The following is a 20,035-nucleotide window of genomic DNA, read 5'->3' as shown; positions in this document are numbered from 1 at the left end:
ATGCAAATTAGCAATTTAGGTGAACTTTTAAACGCGACACTCATTCATGAAGGTAGCGTTTTAAGCGTGGAAGGTTTTGCCATAAATTTAAACGAACTTAAAGCAGGCTTTGCCTTCTTTAATAACGATAAAAAAGAAATTGCCCAAGCTATAAAAAAAGGCGCTTATGCCATAATTACAGAAAATGACATTACTATTGAAGATAAAGAAATTTTTTACTTTAGAGTAGAAAATCTAGAACAAGCTCTTGTAAGATTTTTACGCTTTTTTTGTGAAGATAAAGAATATGAATTTTTACTTTTTAAATCTTACGAACTAAGTCTTTGCAAGGCTTTTTATTTTAACATTTTAAAAGGAAATATTTTTGCTGATTTTGAAAAACTAATCAAAGCAAAAAAGGGTGAAATTTTTTGCTACTGTGAAGAAAATTACTTAAATAAACTTTGTGCCTATTCTCATAGTCCAAAAGATGCTAATTTTACCTTATTATCGCGATCTAGTTTCTTTTTTACAACTTTGATTTGTGAAAATTTATATTTTAAAAATCTTAATTTGCCTTTTTTTTACGCAAATAGTTTTGCAAAAATTATTTCTTTTTTAAAAGAAAAAAGTCAAAAAATAATATTTGACTTTAATAAGATTGATGATTTTAAAATTTATTTTATTGATGATAAATTTGAAATCACTCCTTTTGGTTCAAGCTCTCAAGCGTTTATTGTAAGCAACAACCAAAATACCTTTGAATTCTGGAAAGAAAAATTTAAAAACATAAAAGACTTTAAAATTGCTTCTAAAAATTCTTTATTTTGTGATTTTTCCTATAATCAGCTTTCAGATTTAAGAAAATTAAAAAAATTTAAATATTGTTTAATTCTTGAAAATTATGATATTTTTGAACAAGAATTTGAAAACAAAGAAAATCAAACCCCAAGCTTATTTTAAATTCACTCCTTCATTTTCAAGCAAAAATCTTTTTATTTCAAGCCCTCCATTATATCCTCCTATGCCATTGCTTGCAATAACTCTATGACAAGGTATAAAAATAGGAATTTGATTTTTAGAATTTACATTTCCGACAGCTCTAAAAGCTTTGGGATGATTAATTTTTTCTGCTATATCTTTATAAGTAGCTATTTTGCCATAAGGAATTTTCATTAAAGCCTTATAAACCTTTGATTCAAAATCTGTACCTTGTATCAAAACAGGAATGCTAAATTTTCTAAGCTTATGAGTAAAATATAAATCAAGTTCATATTTTGCTAAGTCAAGCAAACTACAATTTTTTTCTGATCTTTTATTATCACAAAAATCGACTCTAGTTAAAAATTTTCCATCACTATGTAAAGATAGGTAACATAAAGGCATTTTATAATAAACTTTAAACATTTTTTATCCTTCAAAGAGCTACAATTATAATAAAAAATATTTAAGGAGTAGAAAATGTCTTTTATGCAAGAATACAATAAACTTGTTGAAGAAAGAGCCGCTTTGGGTATACCACCCCTTCCTTTAAATGCAAATCAAACTAGAGAACTTTGTAAATTACTTGAAAATGAAAATAATGAAGAGCTTGCAAATCTTTTAGAAAATAGAGTAAATCCTGGTGTTGATGATGCAGCTTTAGTAAAATGTGAATTTTTAGATTCTATACTTAAAGGCAAAATCAGTGCTCCAAATATAGACAAAAAAAGAGCCTTAAGAATGCTTGGAACTATGCTAGGCGGATATAATGTTAAAGTTTTAATCGATGCCTTAAAAGATGAAAACATAGCCAAAGATTCTGCAGAAGTGTTGAAAAATATTATTTTTGTTCATGATAATTTTCATACCATAGCTGAACTTAGCAAAAACAATCCACACGCTAAAGAAGTTTTACAAAGCTGGGCAAATGCGGACTGGTTTAACAAAAAAGAAAAATTACCTCAAATGATTAAATGTATAGTTTTTAAAGTAGCAGGGGAAACAAATACCGATGATCTAAGCCCTGCAGGAGATGCTTTTACAAGAAGCGATATTCCTTTGCATGCAAATGCCATGCTAAAGGTAAGACAAGCAGGATCCTTAGAAAAAATCAAAGAGCTTAAAAAAAGCGGTCGCGAAGTGGTTTATGTAGGTGATGTTGTAGGAACAGGTTCGAGTAGAAAATCAGCAATAAATTCTATACAATGGCACTTAGGAAAAGAAATAGAAGGGGTACCAAACAAGCACAGCGGTGGTATAGTAATGGGTTCAACCATAGCACCGATTTTCTTTAACACTGCTCAAGATAGTGGGGCTTTACCTATCATCTGTGATGTAACAAACTTAGAAATGGGCGATGAGTTTGAAATTCATCCTTATGAGGGAAAAATCATAAAAAATGGCTCTACAATTGCAGAATTTACACTCAGTCCAAACACTCTCTTAGATGAAGTTAGAGCAGGAGGAAGAATCCCACTTATCATAGGTCGTGGGCTTTGTGCTAAGGCTAGAGAATTTTTAGGAATGGAAAGTGAAAATATCTTTACCAAACCTGAACAACCTAAATCTTCAAGCGGTGGTTATACCTTAGCTCAAAAAATGCTAGGTCGTGCCTGTGGAGTTGAAGGTGTGCGTCCAGGTATGTATATAGAACCTATGACTTTAACTGTAGGCTCTCAAGATACCACAGGTCCTATGACTAGAGATGAAATTAAAGAACTTGCAAGCCTAGGTTTTAATGCAGACTTTGTAATGCAAAGCTTTTGCCATACAGCTGCTTATCCAAAAGTAAGCGATTCAAATTTACATAAAACCTTGCCCAATTTCATGACAAGTCGTGGTGGGGTGAGTTTAAAACCAGGTGATGGGGTTATCCACTCTTGGCTTAATCGTTTTGTATTGCCAGATACCGTAGGAACGGGTGGGGATTCTCACACGCGTTTTCCTATAGGAATTTCTTTCCCTGCAGGAAGTGGACTTGTGGCTTTTGCTGCGGTTACTGGTTCTATGCCTTTAAATGTACCTGAAAGTGTTTTAGTGCGTTTTAGTGGGGAATTACAAGCTGGAGTTACCTTAAGAGATTTGGTTAATGCTATACCTTATTATGCAATCAAACAAGGACAACTTACCGTTGAAAAGAAAAATAAGAAAAATATTTTTGCAGGAAAAATTTTAGAAATAGAAGGCTTGCCAAACTTAAAAGTCGAACAAGCTTTTGAACTTAGTGATGCAAGTGCTGAAAGATCTGCAGCTGCTTGCAGTGTGGATTTAAGCATAGAAAGTGTAAGCGAATATATCAAATCCAATATCTCTTTAATTGAAGCTATGATAGAAGCAGGATACGAAAATAAAGCTACCCTTGCCAGAAGGGCTGAAAAAATGAGAGAATGGCTTAAAAACCCTACTCTTTTAAGAGCAGATAAAGATGCAAAATACGCTTATATTATAGATATTAATCTTAACGACATTAAAGAGCCAATCCTAGCTTGTCCAAATGACCCTGATGATGTGGCGACTTTGAGTGAAATTTTAGCCGATGATAAGCGTCCAAAAAATATAGATGAAGTTTTTGTAGGCTCTTGTATGACAAATATAGGACATTATAGAGCTTTGGGAGAAATTTTAAAAGATAAAGGCATACTTAAAACCAGACTTTGGGTAGTACCTCCAACAAAAATGGATAAAGCGCAACTTACTAATGAAGGTTATTACAGCATCTTTGGCGCAGCAGGTGCTAGAATAGAAGTTCCTGGTTGTTCTTTATGTATGGGTAATCAAGCTAGAGTAAATGATGGAGCTGTAGTTTTCTCAACTTCTACAAGAAATTTTGACAACCGTATGGGAATGGGCGCTAAAGTATATTTAGGCAGTGCAGAACTTGCAGCAGTTTGTGCGATTTTGGGTAAAATTCCAAGCAAGGAAGAATATTTACAAATTGTCAGCGAAAAGCTAAGTGATGAGCATAAGGCAAATATCTATAGATATTTAAATTTCAATGAGATTGAAAATTTCAAACTTGAAAATTAATTCAAATTTAATACTTATTTGGATTAAATAACAAAATTAAAATTTTCAAAGGAAAAATATTGAAGTTATTATTCACTTCCTTTTGTTGTTTTGCAAGTTTAATGGCTAGCGATGCCATTAACTGCGACAACATTAAAAATAATAAAACATTGCTAAATGAAAGTTCAAATTTAGATTATTTAAATATAGCTTCAAGCTGTAAAGAATCTTTAAAAAATCAAGATTTTACAAAAAAACTCTATGCGATTTCCAATGAAATTCGCGGAAGCAATAACTCTTGTAATGGTGTGGCTTATTTGCCCAAATTACAACAATTTGATTTTTTATTATTAAAAATAGCTATCGATCCCATCGCTTATCAAAAAACTTTAGATACACCCGAAAATTTAGAAAAAAAATATGATATTTTAAAATCTTATTTTAGATATTGGGCATATCAAAGTATAGGAAATTTTAGACTTTACAAAGCTTTTTGGAAAGAATATAACAATGCTATAGAACCTTTAGAAAAGTATTTTGAAAGTAATTTTAATTTTGACAAAGGTAGTAATATTTACTATACTAGCAATGCCTTAAACGAATTTTTAAATTGGGCTGTTGGTGAAACAAAAATTTACAAAGACATTAGTCCTTTAGCAAAAATCATGTCAAATAAAAATTATTCAGTATCTTATATACAAGATTTTATTTTTTCAAATAATCCAAGTCAAGATGATCTTACTATAGCCTTGCAAGCAGCGCTTTTAAATCAAAGAGAAAAAGAAATTTTAGAACTTTTGATTCGTTTTGGTGCTAGGATTGACGAAGGTTATGAAAGTGCTATTTTTTATGCATTGGAAAATTATGAAAATACAAACTTTTTAATCCAAAATGGAGCAAATGTTAATCAAGCCAATGCCTTTGGTAAAACCCCACTTTTTTATGCCATAGAGTTTAATCGTCTTGATATCATAAAACTACTTCTTGATAATGGAGCAAATGTTAATCAAAAATATATTAATAACAATGAAAAATTAGCATTAAGTGCGAACATAGGTTCAAATACGCCTTATTTTATTACATTTTGCGCTCTAGAGCACACTTCAAAAAATGTTTTAATGCATGCTGCGGCCTATGGAAATGTTGAAATTTTAAAACTTCTTATTTCAAAAGGAGCAAATTTTAATGCTGTTGATGATCTTGGTTTTAATGCACTCGACTTTGCGCTATCAGCAGGTAAAAAAGAAAATGCTGATTATCTAAAAAGCTTGGGTTTAAAAGCAAACGAAAATCTATTTTACGGAGGTAGTTTAGAATGAAAACCGCATTTATTACAGGAGCTAGTTCAGGTTTTGGTAGAGCTTGCGTTGAAGCTTTTATACAAGAAGGCTACAAAGTAATCGCCCTTGCTAGACGCAAAGAGCGTCTAGAAGAGTTAAAAAATGCTCACAAAGATAAGATTTACACGCTTTGCATAGATGTAAGAAATCAAAAAGAAATCTTTGAGGCTATTGAAAATTTACCCAAAGAATTTCAAGAAATTGATGTGCTTTTTAATAATGCAGGTTTAGCTTTAGGGGTAGATGAATTTGATAAATTAAACCTTGAAGATATTAACACTATGATTGATACAAACATCAAAGGATTTTTATATGTTGCAAAAGCTGTTATTCCTATACTTCGTAAACAAAAAAATGCTTATATTTTTAACTTAGGTTCGGTTGCAGGAAGAAATCCTTATTTTGGAGGCAATGTGTATTGTGGAACCAAAGCCTTTGTAGGACAATTTTCATTGGCCTTAAGAAATGATCTTAGAGGAAGCAATATCAAAGTAACAAACATTGCTCCAGGACTTTGCAAAACTGAATTTAGTGAAGTGCGTTTTAAAGGAGATATCCAAAAAGCTGATGCAGTGTATGAAAATACGCAATTTATCAGTGCTAATGATATTGCCAAAGTGGTAATGTCTATCATTAACCTACCAAGCCATATTAATGTTAATGAAATCGAGCTTATGCCGGTAACACAAACTTGGAATGGATTTTATATAGAAAGAGATGAATGAATAAATTTTTAGTTTTATTGTTTTTACCTTTAGTTGCATTTGCAAACTCCTCAGAAGCAGCTGCAAATGCTAATTTATTTGGAGTTTTTACGCTTATACCGCCTTTAGTTGCTATTGCTTTAGCCTTTATCACAAAAGATGTTATTTTGTCACTCTTTGCTGGAGTTTTAAGTGGAACTTTTCTACTTAGCCTTTCTGCAAATATTTTCAAAGCACAACATTTAGCTTTTGTAAATTTTTATAATACTGCAGTAGAATCTTTTTCAAAGATTATTTCTTATATCTTAGGTTCAACTTCTGATCCAGTAAATGCGGGAATCATTTTACAAATTCTTTGTATAGGTGGTCTTGTGGCGCTTATCACAAAAATGGGTGGTGCAAAAGCTGTAGCATTAAAATTTGCCAAAAGAGCCAAATCAGCTGTATCAGCTCAAGTTAATACTTGGTTTTTAGGGCTTTTAATATTTTTTGATGATTATGCTAATTTACTGATCGTAGGTCCAATTATGCGTCCTTTGGCGGATAAATTTAAAATTTCTCGTGAAAAATTTGCCTTTATTATCGACTCTACCGCAGCTCCTGTAGCAGGAATAGCTGTAATTTCTACTTGGATAGGCTTAGAAGTTTCTTTAATTAAAACCGCTTATGAACACATAGGCATTAGCGATATTAGTGCTTTTGGAATTTTTGTTGAAACCATACCTTATCGTTTTTATAATATCTTCATGCTTTTTTTTGTAGTCATGACTGCAATCATGGGACGTGAGTTTGGTTCTATGTACAAGGCTGAAGTGCGTGCAAGAACCACAGGACAAATTGCTCCTCTACCTAAATCAGGCACACTAGATACTGCTGAATTAGAAGATCAATTTTTAGCACCAAAAGAAGGTATTAAAATTCGTGCTTTTGATGCTATTGTTCCTATTTTTACTTTAATCATTTTAGCTATATTAGGATTTTATTTTAATGGACTTAGCACTTTAGAAGGCGAAGAACTTGCAAAAGCAAGTGCTAATCCTTTGTCTTTTGAAACTTTTAGGGCTGCTTTTGGAAATGCTGATTCTTCTGTGGTATTATTCCAAGCTGCTTTGTTTGCTGCTATTGTAGCGATTTTTATCGGGGTGCGTCGTAAAATTTTCAATCTTAAAGAAGCGGTAGAAACTTGGATATATGGCTGGAAAACCATGATTTTTACCATAGTATTGCTTTTATTTGCTTGGTCGCTTTCAAGTATAGTAAAAGATCTAGGAACTTCTTTATTTATCACTAGTTTGCTTGCAGATAAATTGCCTGAGTTTATTTTACCTGCTACTATTTTTGCTTTTGCTTCAGCCATTTCTTTTGCCATAGGAACAAGCTATGGAACTATGGGGATTTTAATGCCTTTGGCTGTGCCTTTAGCTCATGAAATCGCCAAAATCAATGGTATGGATGCAAATGCTATGCATCATTATATGGTTATTAATATAAGCTGCGTTTTAACAGGTGCGATTTTTGGAAACCATTGCTCACCAATTTCAGATAATGTAATCCTTTCATCTATGAGTGCAAAATGCGATCATATGGAGCATGTAAGAACACAAATTCCTTATGCTTTATTTATCTGTGGCATTTCTTTAATCGCTGGATATATTCCTGTATCTTTAGGACTTAGCGTTTGGTTTGTCTTGCCTTTAAATTTCATACTTATTGCGCTTTTATTAAGACTCATCGGAAAGAAAGTTCCATGAGTCTTGAAAATTTTGGAAATTTTCTCACTTTAGATGAAAAACACTCTTTCATAAAAAAATATTTTAAAGAATTTTATACAAAGGATTTTAAACTTTTTGCCTCAAAAGATAAACATTATCGTACAAGAGCTGAACTTTCATTTTATCATGAAAACGATACACTTTTTTATGCAATGTTTGATCCAAAAAGCAAAAAAAAGTACATTATAGAATATTTAGATTTTGCTGATGAAAAAATTTGTGCTTTTATGCCAAAACTTCTAGAATACTTGCGTCAAGATAATAAATTAAAAGAAAAACTTTTTGGCGTGGAGTTTTTAACCACAAAGCAAGAACTTAGCGTAACCTTACTCTATCATAAAAATATAGAGGATATAAAGTCAAATTTAGAAAATTTAAGCAATATTCTTCATATCAACCTTATAGCAAGAAGTAAAGGCAAAAAACTTATTTTTAAAACAGAAAATCTAAGACAAACTTTAAATATTCAAGATAGAAAAATATTTTATGAATTTAACAACGATTGTTTTATTCAGCCTAATACTGCTATAAATGAAAAAATGATTACTTGGGTGTGTGAAATTTTAAATACTCAAAAAAGAATGGATTTACTTGAGCTTTACTGTGGATATGGAAATTTTACTTTAGCTTTAGCACCATTCTTTTTTAAAGTTTTAGCCACTGAAATTTCAAAAAACAATATTAATTTTGCTTTAAAAAATTGCAAACTTAACAATACAACAAATATCTACTTTGCAAGACTTTCAAGCGAAGAATTAAGTCTTGCTATCAAAAAAGAAAGAAAATTTTTTCGTTTAAAAGATATTCGATTAGATGATTTTAATTTCTCTCATGTTTTAGTTGATCCACCCCGTGCAGGACTTGATAAAAGCGTAATTGACTTAATAAAAAAATATGAAAATATTATTTATATTTCTTGCAATCCTATCACTTTAAAAGAAAATTTAAAAGAATTAAGCCTAACACATAGAGTGGAAGAGTTTGCTCTTTTTGATCAATTTGCCAATACTCCACATCTTGAATGTGGAGTATTTCTTAGCAAGGTATAAAAAAATAATTCATTAATTTAGCCAGTATTACTATCGCGATACAAAGCACAAATACAAAAGGGTGGATAAAAGCACCAAGCGGGTTTTTCTTCTTTAATATAAAATGACAAAATAAAGAAAAAACAACTAAAGATAAAATTCCAAAAGCCAAAATAATTTTTACAGCAAAAAGTAAATTTAAAGGTTTAAAATGAAAACCTGCCAAAGCACCTCCGCTTAAAAAAAGCAAAAGAACCACAAAAGGCATTATTTTAACTCCAGTAGCACTAAAAAGACTTTTGTCAAAATTAGGGTTTTTCTTTTTAACTACACCCAAAACAAATACATCAACAAACAAATAACCTATAAACAAAATAGCACAAAGAAGATGGATTGTTAAAGTATATGGATAAAATTCTTCCATTTTTCCCTCCTTATTAAACTTCGGAATTTGCTATATTATAACACTTTTTTCATTTTTTGAATTCACTTTTAGTTAATTTTTTAATCATTTAAGATAAAATACCAAAACAAAGGTTAACAATGAACGAAAAAGAAACTATCTCTTATATTATAAATACAAGTAAAAATATTGCCATATTTGCTTTAAGTCCAGATAAGACAAAAGCTTCTTATAGGGTAGCAGAATTTTTACAAAGAAAAAATTATAAAATTTTTCCTATTTATCCTAAAGAAGAGTTTATTTTAAATGAAAAAGTTTATAGAAATTTAAATCAAATAGAAGAAAAAATCGATACACTTATACTTTTTAGAAAAGGCGAAGTAGCACTAGAAATTCTTTCTAAGCTTATTGAAAAAAATATTAAAAACCTATGGCTTCAACTTGGCATTAGTAATGAAACAGCCAAAGAAGAATGTAAAAAATTAGATATAAATTTTATACAAAATCGTTGCATTATGCTAGAATATCCACATTTTAAAACAAAGGAAAAATAGTGTTAGAGCTTAATAAAATTTACAAAGCAAAACAACAAATTTCAGGGTTTGTAAATAAAACTCCTTTCATACACTCTTCTTTTTTAAGTGATATTTGTCAAAGTGAGATTTATCTTAAAAATGAAAATTTACAAATCACAGGTGCTTATAAAATTCGTGGAGCTTATAATAAAATAGCCAATCTTAACGCTGAACAAAAACAACATGGAGTCATTGCGGCAAGTGCGGGAAACCATGCTCAAGGCGTGGCCATTAGTGCAAAAAAATTTGGCATTAAAGCAGTTATTGTAATGCCAGAATCCACTCCGCTCTTAAAAGTTTCTGCTACAAAAGCCCTAGGAGCAGAGGTGATACTTAGAGGGGACAATTTTGATGAAGCTTATACCTTTGCAACCTCTTATGCTAAAGAAAATAATCTTAGCTTTATCCATCCTTTTGAAGATGAATTTGTAATGGCAGGACAAGGAACTTTGATGCTTGAAATGCTTGATGAAATAAGCGATCTTGATATGATTATCACACCTGTTGGTGGTGGAGGACTTATAAGTGGTATCGCAAGTGCAGCTAAACAAATCAATCCAAACATTAAAATCATTGGAGTTGGAGCCAAAGGAGCTCCTGCAATGTATGAAAGTTTTCATGCTAAAAAAATCAAAAATGCAAAAAGCGTACGCACTATAGCCGATGGTATTGCTGTGCGTGATGCAAATCCTATAAATTTTAACATTATTTTAGAATGTGTAGATGATTTTATCCAAGTTGATGATGAAGAAATCGCTAATGCGGTATTGTTTTTACTTGAAAAACATAAGATCATAGTTGAAGGCGCAGGAGCTGCAAGTGTAGCCGCCCTGCTTCATCAAAAAATAAATACACAAAATCGTAAAAAAATTGGCGTAGTTTTAAGCGGAGGCAATATCGATGCACAAATGCTAAATATCATCATAGAAAAAGGTTTATTTAAATCTTATAGAAAAATGCAAATTCATGTTACTTTAGTAGATAAACCCGGGGCATTATTACACCTTACAGATAGCTTAAAAATAGCCAATGCAAATATAGTAAAAATCGACTATGATAGATTTTCCACCAAGCTTGATTATGGCGATGCGATGATTTCAATTACCCTAGAAACCAAAGGTAAAGAACATCAAGAAGAAATAAGAAAAATTTTAACCCAAAAGGCCTTTAATTTCTATGAAAGTTTTTAATAACATATACGGCTTAAATAAAGCCCATTTGGCGGTGCTAAAAAGTGATTATATTGCTTTTTGGCCTCAATCTGTTCTTTGAGCTCTTTTTCACTCATTCTTCCTTCTAAAACCTTTAAAACACTTGCTACACTTAATCTAATTTGCCCTCTTAAAAAACCATTAGCTTTAAAATGAAAAATGCTAAAATCTTTATAAGCATAAGCTCTAGCAATAAAAATTTCCCTTAAAGTCGTTTTATTATCCCCTCCACTTTTGCAAAAAAACTTTAAATCCTTTTTTCCCACAAAAAAACCCAAAAGCTCGTTAGCCTTATCTAAGTCAAATTTAGGATAAAAATGTACATAAGAAGCCATAAAAGGACTATAAGAAGAATGAGAAAATATATAGCGGTATTCTCTACTTTTTACATCAAATCTTACTTCAAAATCATCTTTTACTTTTTCAATTTTTTTGATATGGATAAAAGGATGGGAAAATTTATTAAGCTGTTTTTGAAGATATTCTAAATTTACAAAATGATCTCCACACTCCACACTAGCTACAGCATAGCTTGCATGTACTCCTTTATCTGTACGAGAAGCCATCAAAAGAGGTGAAACAATACCCAAATGCGATAAGACCCCACTTAAAGCATCTTGAACACCTTTTTTATGAGGCTGAGTAGCAGAACCTAAAAAAGCAGAGCCATCATAAGAAAATATAATTTTTATTTTCATCAATAACGACTCAAAATCATTTTCTTAAAACAATAAGCCGAAACAAATAAACTTAAAGAAAAAATTCCAAGGCAAGCCAAAATTGGAGGTTGAGAAAAAGAACTTAAAAGTCCAAAATATATAGCAATCACTCCAAACATACCTAAATACACATAGCCTTTTTCATAACGATAAGTAACCAAACCAAAACAAAGCGCAAAAAGCGTACTAGCAAGTGGAAACAAGGCTATAGTTGTATAAATCACAAATTCTCTTGCTCTTTGTGGATTTTCGTTTAAATCATTCCAGTATTCATAAAATTTCTTTGTTTGAAGATTGTCTGTATTAAACTGAGTATTTACTACTAAAGTGTCAAATTCTCCACTAAAAATACTTTGACCTTGCTCAAAATTATACATTTTGCCTTGATTCAAGCTAAAAGCAAAGCTATCATCTTTTCTTTGCACATGCGCTTCTTTGGCTATGATAAGTTGTTCTTTATCATCTGCTTTATGTTTAGGGCGATACATAATTATGTTTTCATACTTATCGCTATCTTGTTTTTCTATAAAAATCATCCAGTCTAAAAATTTTTGTCCAAATTCTCCTGTTTTGTAGTTAAATTTCACTTGAGTGCTTTTATAGTTTACAAAGTTATCCTGAAGTTCAAATACTATAGGTATCATTACCAAAGCCACAACAAGCATAAAAGCACTAATCAAGCTTGCAATTTTAAGGAAAAATTTTGCCAAAATCATTGGTGAAAATCCCAAAGTAAAAAGTACTATGCTTTCATTTTCCTTAGAAAGCCTAAACAAAGCCAAAGTTAAAGAAATAAAAAAAGATATAGGCAAGGTAAAAATTAAAATTCTAGGCAACATAAACCCATAAAGCTTTAAAAGATCCAAAAAACTAATCTCTATGCTTGAAGTAAGTTTTGCAAGTTGAATAAAAAACACCATAGATACAATAGCAAAAAGTACGAAAAATATAGACAAATTCGTACTTAAAAATTGATTTAAAACATATCTTAAACTAAGCTTCATTAGAATAATCCTAAGTTTTTATAAAATAAAACTGCCACAAAAGCGATATTTAAAAAGGGTATCATAGCAAGTTCTTGCTCTTTTATTGCTTTAATTTTAAAAAAAATAAAAAAAGGCAAAGTTAAAATAGAAGCTATAAGTAATACTAAAAATCCATACTCAAAACCTAAAATTCCACCTATACAAGACATAATGATAATATCAGCATCACCCAAATTTTCTAAAATTTCATCTTTTTTTCGGAAATTCATTAGAAAAAAAACCAAACTTTTTAATAAAAAAACAAATCCTCCAAAACTAAAAGCATTTAGCAAAAAACCTCCGCTAAACTCTTTAAAAATCAAAAAATGTAAAATTTCACTTTCCCTAAAGGCGCAAAAAAAAGCAAATAAAAAAGCGCTCCAAAGTAAAATTTGTGGTACGGCTTTGAGTTTAATATCAATTAAAGAAAGCAAGAAAAGATTAAATAAAAATAGAGATAAAAATAAAAAATCATAAAAATTTTGACTTAAAGAATAAGCCAAAATAAGCAAAATTATGCCTAAAATTTCATTAATTAACAAAGAAATAGGCAAATGACATTTGCAAGTTTGACATTTTGCCTTTAAAAAAACATAAGAAAAAATAGGAATAATTTCATAGTATTTTAATTTTGTATCGCAAGAAAAACAAAAAGAGCGCGAGATAAAAAAGGGCTTTTTTTCAATTATCCTACTTGCCAAACTTGTGCAAAAAGAACCCAAACAAGCCCCTAGAATTATTATGAAAAATATCATTTTCCAAAAGTTCTTTCTCTATTTCTAAATTCTTTAATAATCCTTTTAAATTCTCTCTTGGTAAGAGATGGAAATAAAGTTTCACTAAAATAAATTTCAGCATATGAACACTGCCAAAGTAAGAAATTTGAAAGCCTTTTGGCATTTCCAACGCGAAGCATCAAATCCACATCTAAAGGTAAATCTAAATTTTGCGTTAAATTTTCTTCATTTAGCTCAAGTTTTTTTTCAATCACACGCTTAGCAGCTCTTATAATTTCATCTCTTGCACCATAACTTATAGCCAAATTAACACAAAGTGCGTCACAATGCTTTGTTTTTTCTTCAACTAAGGTAATTTTTTCTCTTACTTTATCTTCCAAACGCGATAAATCACCTATAGCTCTTAAACGCACATTATTTTTTTCAAATTTTTCTAAAGCTTCATCTAAACAACGATCTAAAAGTTCAAAAATAAAATCAATTTCATCTTTAGGGCGCTTCCAATTTTCCGTACTAAAAGCAAAAAGGCTTAAATTTGAAATATTTTCTTCCATGCAAACTTCCATCAATTTTTGCATAGTTTTAACTCCTTGGGAATATCCAAGTTTTGCCAAAAAACCCTTAGCCCTAGCCCAGCGCCTATTACCATCCATAACAACAGCAAGGTGTTTTAATTCATTCATTTTTCATCCTTTAAAATCAAAAAGCCTTTTAAAAACAAACAAAGGTTCAATCTTGTTTTCTTGTGATACATTAAAATCTAAATGTTCGTTTAAAAATTTTTGCACCTTAGCAAAAGGTGTAAAAACACTAACACCTTGTGAATCTATCAAAATTTTCAAAGCTCCAAAAACACTAAAATATAAGTAAATTTCTAAATATTTTGCTCTTTTACGCATTTGAAATAAGCAAGATTTATTTTCAAAGATAAAAGGAATATGATAAATATTTTCAAAACTTGCAAAAAGCATTTCTTTTAATATCTGATAACGCTCTATATCTTTACAATCTAAAAGATTTTGTATGATGAATTTTTTATAAGAAATTTTATCCTCTAAAATAGCGATTATCAAAGCCAATCCCTCTTCAAAAGGTTTGAAATTAGGACGCTTTGAAAGATGTTTAAATTGTATAACTCCACCATTTTGCATATAAAGTTCGGCTAAATATTCAGTGCCAATTTCAAGCTCTATCATGCTTTTGGTTTGAATCTTTTTGTGATTTAACAAAAGCGTATAATGTCCATAGCCTGATTTAGCTAAAACTTTCATTTGTATAGGCAAGGTAGAATTAATCATACTCATAATTTTTCACACCATTTTACTAATTCAAATGCCAATTTTTCTTTGCTTTGCAAAGTGCTTTTATTTTCATTGTTTAAAGTGATAAAATAAAGCTCATTTTGATCACTTCCAAAATAATTTTTTTGATCAATGATATTAAGGCAAACCATATCAAGTTGCTTATCTTTTAAAGATTTTTTCGCATTTTCTAAGGCATTTTGAGAATCAAATTCCATCTTAAAACCTATCTTTTTACCTTGAAATTTGCAAGTTTTAAGCAAATCTTCATTTAAAGATAGGTGTAAATTTAAACCCTGTAAATGCTCATTTTTTTTAATTTTTCCTTTTGTACTTTGAGGGATAAAATCACTCACCGCAGCTGTCATAATCAAAAAGTCATGACTTAAATTTTTATCCAAAAGTTCCTTTAGATCCTTAGAACTTTCAAATTTACAAAACTCATAAGGCGTATCAAATTCCACAGAGCTTAAAAGTTTTACCCTAGCTCCTAAAAAATAAAAAGCATCAGCTATGGCTTTTGCCATTTTTCCACTTGAAAAATTACTCACACAACGCACATCATCGATTCTTTCCCTTGTGCCGCCACCTGTGATAACTACACTTTTATCGCACCAAAACTTTTCTTTTAAAAGTTCTCTTTTGGTGATATTGAAAATATCCTTAACTTCAGCTAAGGCTCCTACGCCTTCATCTTTACAAGCTAAAACTTTACAAATAGGCTCTATAATCAAAGCTTTATTTTTTTTAAGTATCTTTAAAGAATTTTGTGTGCTAAAATGATGAAACATATTTGTATTTGCCGCAGGAGCTATGATAAGAGGTTTATTTGCTGCGATTAAGGTTTGGATAAAAAGATTATCCGCTATACCAAAAGCAAGTTTATTGATAGAATTAACACTTGCAGGGGCAAACAAAACAAGATCTGCATCCTTACTAAAAGCTATGTGATTGTTTGAGTTTTGCCAACTTTCATTTTCCTCGCATAAAATCTCATCAGCCAAGGCTTCAAAACTCATTTTGCTAGCAAATTTTAACAAACCATTAGAAAGCAAAACTTTTACCCTAAAGCCTTCTTTTTTAAACAAAGAAATAAGCTCGTAAGATTTATAAAAAGCTATACTGCCACTAATGGCTAAAAGTATGGTTTTCATTTTTGAAATTTCTTATAATAATCTTTTATCATTTTATGCTCTGCTCTATTGATAAATAAAGCACCTTTTTCTACATTAACACTTACTGTGCTTCCTGCTGCTATGATCACTTCATCTTCGATTTTTACAGGTGCGATAAATTGCGTATCAGAACCTACAAAAACATTTTTTCCTATGATGGTTTTATGCTTTTTTACCCCATCATAATTACAAGTGATAGTCCCACAGCCTATATTAGTTCCACTATCTATCTCACAATCTCCCAAATAGCTCAAATGCCCTGCTTTTACGGTATTTAACTTCGCATTTTTGCATTCTACAAAATTTCCTATATGAGTGTTTTTTAACTCACAATTTGGACGCAAATGTGCCAAAGGCCCTACATCGCTATTTTCTACAATGGAATTTTCTATCACGCTTGAACTTTTAATGATAGAGTTTATAATCTTACTTTTACCCTCTATCCTTACATTTTCATATACTTCGCATTCACCTACAAATTCAACATCTGTACCTATAAAAGTGCTTTGCGGTAAATGAAAAATCACTCCCTGTTGCATCCAGTGTTTTTTAATTTTTTCTTGCATGAAATTTTCAGCTATACTGAGTTCAAATTTATCATTAATCCCCATAAATTCATCTTCATCTACAAAAACCGCTTTAATCATCACATCTTTTTCTTTTGCTAGTTTTACAATGTCGGTTAAATAATACTCTTTTGCCGCATTATTGTTATCAATCAAAGGTAAAAGCTCTTTTAAAAGCCTCGAGTCAATCACATAAACCCCAGAATTGCAAGTATTTATCTCTTTTTCTTGTGTATTTGCATCTTTAAATTCAACAATTTTTTCAACGCTATCGTTTTTTATCACCACTCTGCCATAACTTTTAGGATCTCTTGCTTTAAAAACTGCTAGATTTAATTTTGCATTATTACCCAACAAAGCTTCCAAACTTGTTTGCTCAACCAAAGGCATATCGCCACAAAGAATCAACACTCTTTCATTTTTAGGCTCAAACCCCCTTAAAGCTCCCGCAGTTCCTGGATAATTTTGCAAGTCTTGCTCTAAAATTTGTGTTTTTGGAAAATGTTCTAAAATTTCTTTTTCAACGCGTTCTTTTTGATGCGATAAAACTACACTTACATCATCACTTAAAGCAAAAGCCTTTTTTAAAATGTGTAAAATCATACTTTTTTGACAAAGCTCTTGCAAAACCTTTGGCTTTTGTGATTTCATTCTAGTGCCTAATCCTGCCGCTAAAATCAAAATAGAAGTTTTCATTTTTTACCTTTGTTATTAAGAAGTCTAAAAGACTATTTTAGCAGTTTAAAGTTAAAATCCTAATACCCTTAAACTAGTTTTTAGTCATCAAAAGATAAAATTTAAATTTCTTTAATAAAAAACAAAAAAAGGTTTTTAAATTTTGAAAAAAATATTATTATTTTTACTTTTAAGCATGAGCTTATTTGCTGCTGAAGCAACTATCCCTACAGTAAATTTAAGCTTAAGTGCACCCAATACACCTAATCAGCTTGTTACTACTTTAAATATAGTGATTGTTTTAACCATACTTGCACTCGCTCCAAGTATAGTTTTTGTTATGACTTCTTTCTTGCGTCTTATTGTGGTATTTTCATTTTTGCGACAAGCTATGGGGACGCAAAGTATGCCACCTAACACTATTTTAGTAACCTTGGCTTTAATTTTAACTTTTTTTATCATGGAACCTGTAGCTACAAAATCTTATAATGAAGGTATAAAACCTTATTTAGCAGAAAAAATAGGCTATGAAGAGGCTTTTATAAAAGGAGCAAAGCCTTTTAAAGATTTTATGCTTAAAAATACTCGCGAAAAAGATTTAGCCCTTTTTTATCGCATACGCAATCTACCCAATCCCAAAACCATAGATGATGTTCCCCTTACGGTTTTAGTTCCTGCTTTTATGATTTCAGAGCTTAAAACTGCTTTTGAAATAGGGTTTTTAATCTACCTACCTTTTTTAGTCATAGATATGGTTGTAAGCTCAGTTTTAATGGCTATGGGTATGATGATGCTACCTCCTACTATGATCTCTTTACCTTTTAAACTCTTAATTTTTGTATTAGTGGATGGATGGAATTTGCTAGTGCAAAGGCTTGTGGAAAGCTTTGTAACCTAAGAAGGAAAATCCTTCTTAGAAAAAGAATTCTAAATTATTCTTTTTAAAAGTATCTTTAACATCTTTAAGATATTTTTCTCCTAAAGAATCAAAAAGCCCATCTTTTTTGCTTTCTGCAATAAATTCATCAAGCTCTTTTTTAAGTTCTGCATTACCTTTTTGCACTGCTATACCCCAAAACTCAGGATTTTCTTGAAAAGGTGCCAAAATGGCTCTAGTTGTATCTTGATGTTTTTGCCAAGTGCGATAAATCGTAAGTTGATCATAAAAAAATCCATCAGCCTTACCTTGAATCACTTCCAAAATAGCAGCATTTTCTTTATCAAATAAATTAATAGTTGCATTTTTTAAATTTTTAACCGCATATAAATGCCCTGTAGAACCACGCTTTAAAGCCAAAACTTTGCCCTTTTTATCTAAATCTTTGATATTTGTAATATCAGAGCTCAAAGGAGCTAAAATAGCCAAATTTGCCTTAGCATAAGGAATGCTAAAATCCACCACTTTCTTTCTCTCATCGGTAATTGTCATAGAAGACATGATAAGATCTATCTTGGCTGTTTTTAAAGCAGGTATTAAACCATCCCAAGCGATATTTTTTACTACAAGTTTATAGCCGTTTTTCTTTGCAAAAGCTTCTAAAAAATCCACACTAATTCCACTTGCTTTGCCTGTTTTATCGCTCATTTCAAAAGGCGGATATCCAAGCTCCATTCCTACAACCAAATCTTTTGCACTCAAATTTAAAGCAAAAAAAGAGATAAAAATCAAAATAATTTTTTTCATAATTTCCTTTCAAATTTTTTTGTAAAAAAATTATACTAATTTTATCTTATTTTGTTATTAGCAATTTGCTTCAAACTTAAAAAATTAATACTTCCTAAACCCTAGTTTGTCCTATAAGATTATTAAGTCTATCCGCTATAGAATCAGCAAAAGAATTTATACTTTCACTGCTTACTTTCCAACCATTAGCTTTTGCTTGATTAAACTGATTATCAAACCAAGCTCCACTATAACCTATGCTTGTATTTTGCCATTTAACCCCTTTATCCATTGCATATATATCTGCATCAAGCCAGCCATCTTGTGCATAACCTTTTAATAAACTTGCAAAATCAACTTTACCTGTCATAATGTCATCTAAGGAAGTTAATGATCCATCAAAGCTTTCTTTAGCCATAGCTTCAGCATAAGACTTAGCTATAGGATTTAATGTTGCACTACCTTCTCTTGGCAATACACCCGTTGATTTTAAAAAACTCATAAACAAAGCTTCTTTAGAGTAGCTTCCATCTTCATTTTGTGGATAAACTGACATATCAGGATTAAAAGTATCTATTGCAGTGTCTTTATCTAAATTTTGAGTTTGCATACTTTGCGGAGTGAAATTTAATGGTTGTAAGCCTATATTAATATGTCCAAACATTCCTAATTGTTCTGCTTCATTATATTGCTCTTGTGTATTATAATAGTTTGTTATTGTTAGCTTATTATAATTTTTCGGCATAATACCTATAGTTTTAGATGATAATTCACTAATTCCCTTAGGCATAGAATTTATATCTGCTTCAGTGAAACTTGTTTTATTGGTATCATTAAAAGTATGATTAACAATTTGATTAAATTGATTATAGTATTGTTTTATGGTATCAGCCATATCGATATTGGTAAAATAGCGAGAAATTCCTAGGTGTTCTTTTATGTCTTGATATTGTGCTTCATTAAAGTTATATATCTCATCTAAAGTAGATTTATGTATCTTAAAATCTTCAGGAAGTCCTGCAGCTTTGTTAAAATCTTCTCCCATATAACCATTAGCATCTACTCCATAACCATAAGCTAAAGATACAATATTGCTTGTATCTGCTTGTTTATATTTTAGAGTATAAATAGAGTTTTTAAATTCACTTGATATATCATAATTAGGAGAACTTGTC

At 30.7% G+C, this 20,035-nt stretch carries 20 protein-coding genes; 9 read left to right on the top strand and 11 right to left on the bottom strand.

Annotation, left to right across the window (positions count from 1 at the left end; translation table 11 throughout):
- Complete coding sequence (locus tag ELQ05_RS04795; RefSeq protein WP_070317186.1) at positions 1-942, top strand: hypothetical protein; 942 nt, start codon at positions 1-3, stop codon at positions 940-942.
- Here ELQ05_RS04795 and ELQ05_RS04790 read toward each other — a convergent pair.
- Positions 934-1,386, bottom strand: coding sequence for a methylated-DNA--[protein]-cysteine S-methyltransferase (locus ELQ05_RS04790; protein WP_070317187.1), 453 nt, complete (start codon positions 1,384-1,386; stop codon positions 934-936). The genes ELQ05_RS04795 and ELQ05_RS04790 overlap by 9 nt on opposite strands.
- Positions 1,387-1,440: 54 nt before the next feature.
- On the opposite strand from ELQ05_RS04790, the gene ELQ05_RS04785 reads away from it, so the two are divergent.
- The 5 genes from ELQ05_RS04785 to trmA are packed head-to-tail and all read left to right on the top strand — an operon-like array spanning position 1,441 to position 8,831.
- The gene (locus tag ELQ05_RS04785; RefSeq protein WP_096703137.1) at positions 1,441-3,987 is read left to right on the top strand and encodes a bifunctional aconitate hydratase 2/2-methylisocitrate dehydratase; all 2,547 of its coding nucleotides are present in this window, start codon (positions 1,441-1,443) and stop codon (positions 3,985-3,987) included.
- 59 nt (positions 3,988-4,046) lie between these two features.
- Positions 4,047-5,285, top strand: coding sequence for an ankyrin repeat domain-containing protein (locus ELQ05_RS04780; protein WP_134239970.1), 1,239 nt, complete (start codon positions 4,047-4,049; stop codon positions 5,283-5,285).
- The gene (locus tag ELQ05_RS04775; RefSeq protein ID WP_002872837.1) at positions 5,282-6,031 is read left to right on the top strand and encodes an SDR family NAD(P)-dependent oxidoreductase; all 750 of its coding nucleotides are present in this window, start codon (positions 5,282-5,284) and stop codon (positions 6,029-6,031) included. Before ELQ05_RS04780 ends, ELQ05_RS04775 begins: the two co-directional genes overlap by 4 nt.
- The gene (locus ELQ05_RS04770) at positions 6,028-7,761 is read left to right on the top strand and encodes a Na+/H+ antiporter NhaC family protein (RefSeq protein WP_044779268.1); all 1,734 of its coding nucleotides are present in this window, start codon (positions 6,028-6,030) and stop codon (positions 7,759-7,761) included. The genes ELQ05_RS04775 and ELQ05_RS04770 overlap by 4 nt, the downstream gene beginning before the upstream one ends.
- Positions 7,758-8,831, top strand: a complete 1,074-nt coding sequence (gene trmA, locus ELQ05_RS04765; RefSeq protein ID WP_088303878.1) for a tRNA (uridine(54)-C5)-methyltransferase TrmA — start codon at positions 7,758-7,760, stop codon at positions 8,829-8,831. Before ELQ05_RS04770 ends, trmA begins: the two co-directional genes overlap by 4 nt.
- On the opposite strand, the gene ELQ05_RS04760 is transcribed toward trmA, so the two are convergent.
- Positions 8,818-9,234: a membrane protein gene (locus ELQ05_RS04760; RefSeq protein WP_002856751.1), complete on the bottom strand. Its 417-nt coding sequence runs from the start codon at positions 9,232-9,234 to the stop codon at positions 8,818-8,820. The two genes, trmA and ELQ05_RS04760, sit on opposite strands and share 14 nt — an antisense overlap.
- Before the next feature lie 119 nt (positions 9,235-9,353).
- Between ELQ05_RS04760 and ELQ05_RS04755 the strand changes: the two genes are divergently transcribed.
- Both ELQ05_RS04755 and ilvA read left to right on the top strand, forming a co-directional pair.
- The gene (locus tag ELQ05_RS04755) at positions 9,354-9,767 is read left to right on the top strand and encodes a CoA-binding protein (protein ID WP_070317191.1); all 414 of its coding nucleotides are present in this window, start codon (positions 9,354-9,356) and stop codon (positions 9,765-9,767) included.
- Positions 9,767-10,978 carry a threonine ammonia-lyase gene (gene ilvA, locus ELQ05_RS04750; RefSeq protein WP_070317192.1) on the top strand — a complete coding sequence of 404 codons (1,212 nt, stop codon included), beginning with the start codon at positions 9,767-9,769 and terminating at the stop codon, positions 10,976-10,978. The genes ELQ05_RS04755 and ilvA overlap by 1 nt, the downstream gene beginning before the upstream one ends.
- On the opposite strand, the gene truA is transcribed toward ilvA, so the two are convergent.
- From truA to glmU, 7 genes are read right to left on the bottom strand one after another with little or no spacing between them, the layout of a single operon-like run.
- A complete protein-coding gene (gene truA, locus ELQ05_RS04745; protein WP_096703135.1) occupies positions 10,975-11,700 on the bottom strand; it encodes a tRNA pseudouridine(38-40) synthase TruA in 726 nt (241 codons plus the stop codon). The two genes, ilvA and truA, sit on opposite strands and share 4 nt — an antisense overlap.
- Complete coding sequence (locus tag ELQ05_RS04740) at positions 11,697-12,722, bottom strand: LptF/LptG family permease (RefSeq protein WP_002856798.1); 1,026 nt, start codon at positions 12,720-12,722, stop codon at positions 11,697-11,699. The genes truA and ELQ05_RS04740 overlap by 4 nt, the downstream gene beginning before the upstream one ends.
- The gene (locus ELQ05_RS04735) at positions 12,722-13,498 is read right to left on the bottom strand and encodes an A24 family peptidase (RefSeq protein ID WP_070317194.1); all 777 of its coding nucleotides are present in this window, start codon (positions 13,496-13,498) and stop codon (positions 12,722-12,724) included. The genes ELQ05_RS04740 and ELQ05_RS04735 overlap by 1 nt, the downstream gene beginning before the upstream one ends.
- A complete protein-coding gene (gene uppS, locus ELQ05_RS04730; protein ID WP_002852565.1) occupies positions 13,495-14,163 on the bottom strand; it encodes a polyprenyl diphosphate synthase in 669 nt (222 codons plus the stop codon). Before uppS ends, ELQ05_RS04735 begins: the two co-directional genes overlap by 4 nt.
- 3 nt (positions 14,164-14,166) lie before the next feature.
- The gene (locus ELQ05_RS04725) at positions 14,167-14,784 is read right to left on the bottom strand and encodes a hypothetical protein (RefSeq protein ID WP_070317195.1); all 618 of its coding nucleotides are present in this window, start codon (positions 14,782-14,784) and stop codon (positions 14,167-14,169) included.
- On the bottom strand, positions 14,781-15,935 hold the full coding sequence (gene coaBC, locus ELQ05_RS04720; protein ID WP_070317196.1) for a bifunctional phosphopantothenoylcysteine decarboxylase/phosphopantothenate--cysteine ligase CoaBC: 1,155 nt from the start codon (positions 15,933-15,935) through the stop codon (positions 14,781-14,783). The genes ELQ05_RS04725 and coaBC overlap by 4 nt, the downstream gene beginning before the upstream one ends.
- Positions 15,932-17,218: a bifunctional UDP-N-acetylglucosamine diphosphorylase/glucosamine-1-phosphate N-acetyltransferase GlmU gene (gene glmU / locus ELQ05_RS04715; RefSeq protein WP_134239969.1), complete on the bottom strand. Its 1,287-nt coding sequence runs from the start codon at positions 17,216-17,218 to the stop codon at positions 15,932-15,934. Before glmU ends, coaBC begins: the two co-directional genes overlap by 4 nt.
- 142 nt (positions 17,219-17,360) lie before the next feature.
- Between glmU and fliP the strand changes: the two genes are divergently transcribed.
- Positions 17,361-18,095: a flagellar type III secretion system pore protein FliP gene (gene fliP / locus ELQ05_RS04710; protein ID WP_002852529.1), complete on the top strand. Its 735-nt coding sequence runs from the start codon at positions 17,361-17,363 to the stop codon at positions 18,093-18,095.
- Between the two features lie 15 nt (positions 18,096-18,110).
- Here the strand turns inward: fliP and ELQ05_RS04705 are convergent, their stop codons facing one another.
- Both ELQ05_RS04705 and ELQ05_RS04700 read right to left on the bottom strand, forming a co-directional pair.
- The gene (locus tag ELQ05_RS04705) at positions 18,111-18,881 is read right to left on the bottom strand and encodes a transporter substrate-binding domain-containing protein (RefSeq protein ID WP_038817250.1); all 771 of its coding nucleotides are present in this window, start codon (positions 18,879-18,881) and stop codon (positions 18,111-18,113) included.
- A 94-nt stretch (positions 18,882-18,975) separates the two neighbouring features.
- Positions 18,976-20,035 (bottom strand): Cj0814 family flagellar-dependent secreted protein (locus ELQ05_RS04700; RefSeq protein ID WP_134239968.1); only part of this gene is annotated, 1,060 nt, incomplete at its 5' end.

The organism is Campylobacter sp. US53, from assembly GCF_004378995.1.
Classification (GTDB): domain Bacteria; phylum Campylobacterota; class Campylobacteria; order Campylobacterales; family Campylobacteraceae; genus Campylobacter_D; species Campylobacter_D jejuni.
Note: the sequence above shows the minus strand (reverse complement) of the source record. Positions and strands in the feature narration are given on the sequence as shown.

What these genes read in the sequence shown, in the direction of transcription:
- ELQ05_RS04785 (WP_096703137.1), top strand. Translation starts at nt 1,441, where the DNA reads ATGTCTTTTATGCAAGAATACAATAAACTTGTTGAAGAAAGAGCCGCT.
- ELQ05_RS04705 (WP_038817250.1), bottom strand. Translation starts at nt 18,881, where the DNA reads ATGAAAAAAATTATTTTGATTTTTATCTCTTTTTTTGCTTTAAATTTG.
- ELQ05_RS04755 (WP_070317191.1), top strand. Translation starts at nt 9,354, where the DNA reads ATGAACGAAAAAGAAACTATCTCTTATATTATAAATACAAGTAAAAAT.
- ELQ05_RS04790 (WP_070317187.1), bottom strand. Translation starts at nt 1,386, where the DNA reads ATGTTTAAAGTTTATTATAAAATGCCTTTATGTTACCTATCTTTACAT.
- coaBC (WP_070317196.1), bottom strand. Translation starts at nt 15,935, where the DNA reads ATGAAAACCATACTTTTAGCCATTAGTGGCAGTATAGCTTTTTATAAA.
- ELQ05_RS04725 (WP_070317195.1), bottom strand. Translation starts at nt 14,784, where the DNA reads ATGAGTATGATTAATTCTACCTTGCCTATACAAATGAAAGTTTTAGCT.
- ELQ05_RS04770 (WP_044779268.1), top strand. Translation starts at nt 6,028, where the DNA reads ATGAATAAATTTTTAGTTTTATTGTTTTTACCTTTAGTTGCATTTGCA.
- ELQ05_RS04740 (WP_002856798.1), bottom strand. Translation starts at nt 12,722, where the DNA reads ATGAAGCTTAGTTTAAGATATGTTTTAAATCAATTTTTAAGTACGAAT.
- uppS (WP_002852565.1), bottom strand. Translation starts at nt 14,163, where the DNA reads ATGAATGAATTAAAACACCTTGCTGTTGTTATGGATGGTAATAGGCGC.
- ELQ05_RS04795 (WP_070317186.1), top strand. Translation starts at nt 1, where the DNA reads ATGCAAATTAGCAATTTAGGTGAACTTTTAAACGCGACACTCATTCAT.
- glmU (WP_134239969.1), bottom strand. Translation starts at nt 17,218, where the DNA reads ATGAAAACTTCTATTTTGATTTTAGCGGCAGGATTAGGCACTAGAATG.
- ELQ05_RS04760 (WP_002856751.1), bottom strand. Translation starts at nt 9,234, where the DNA reads ATGGAAGAATTTTATCCATATACTTTAACAATCCATCTTCTTTGTGCT.
- ELQ05_RS04775 (WP_002872837.1), top strand. Translation starts at nt 5,282, where the DNA reads ATGAAAACCGCATTTATTACAGGAGCTAGTTCAGGTTTTGGTAGAGCT.
- trmA (WP_088303878.1), top strand. Translation starts at nt 7,758, where the DNA reads ATGAGTCTTGAAAATTTTGGAAATTTTCTCACTTTAGATGAAAAACAC.
- ELQ05_RS04735 (WP_070317194.1), bottom strand. Translation starts at nt 13,498, where the DNA reads ATGATATTTTTCATAATAATTCTAGGGGCTTGTTTGGGTTCTTTTTGC.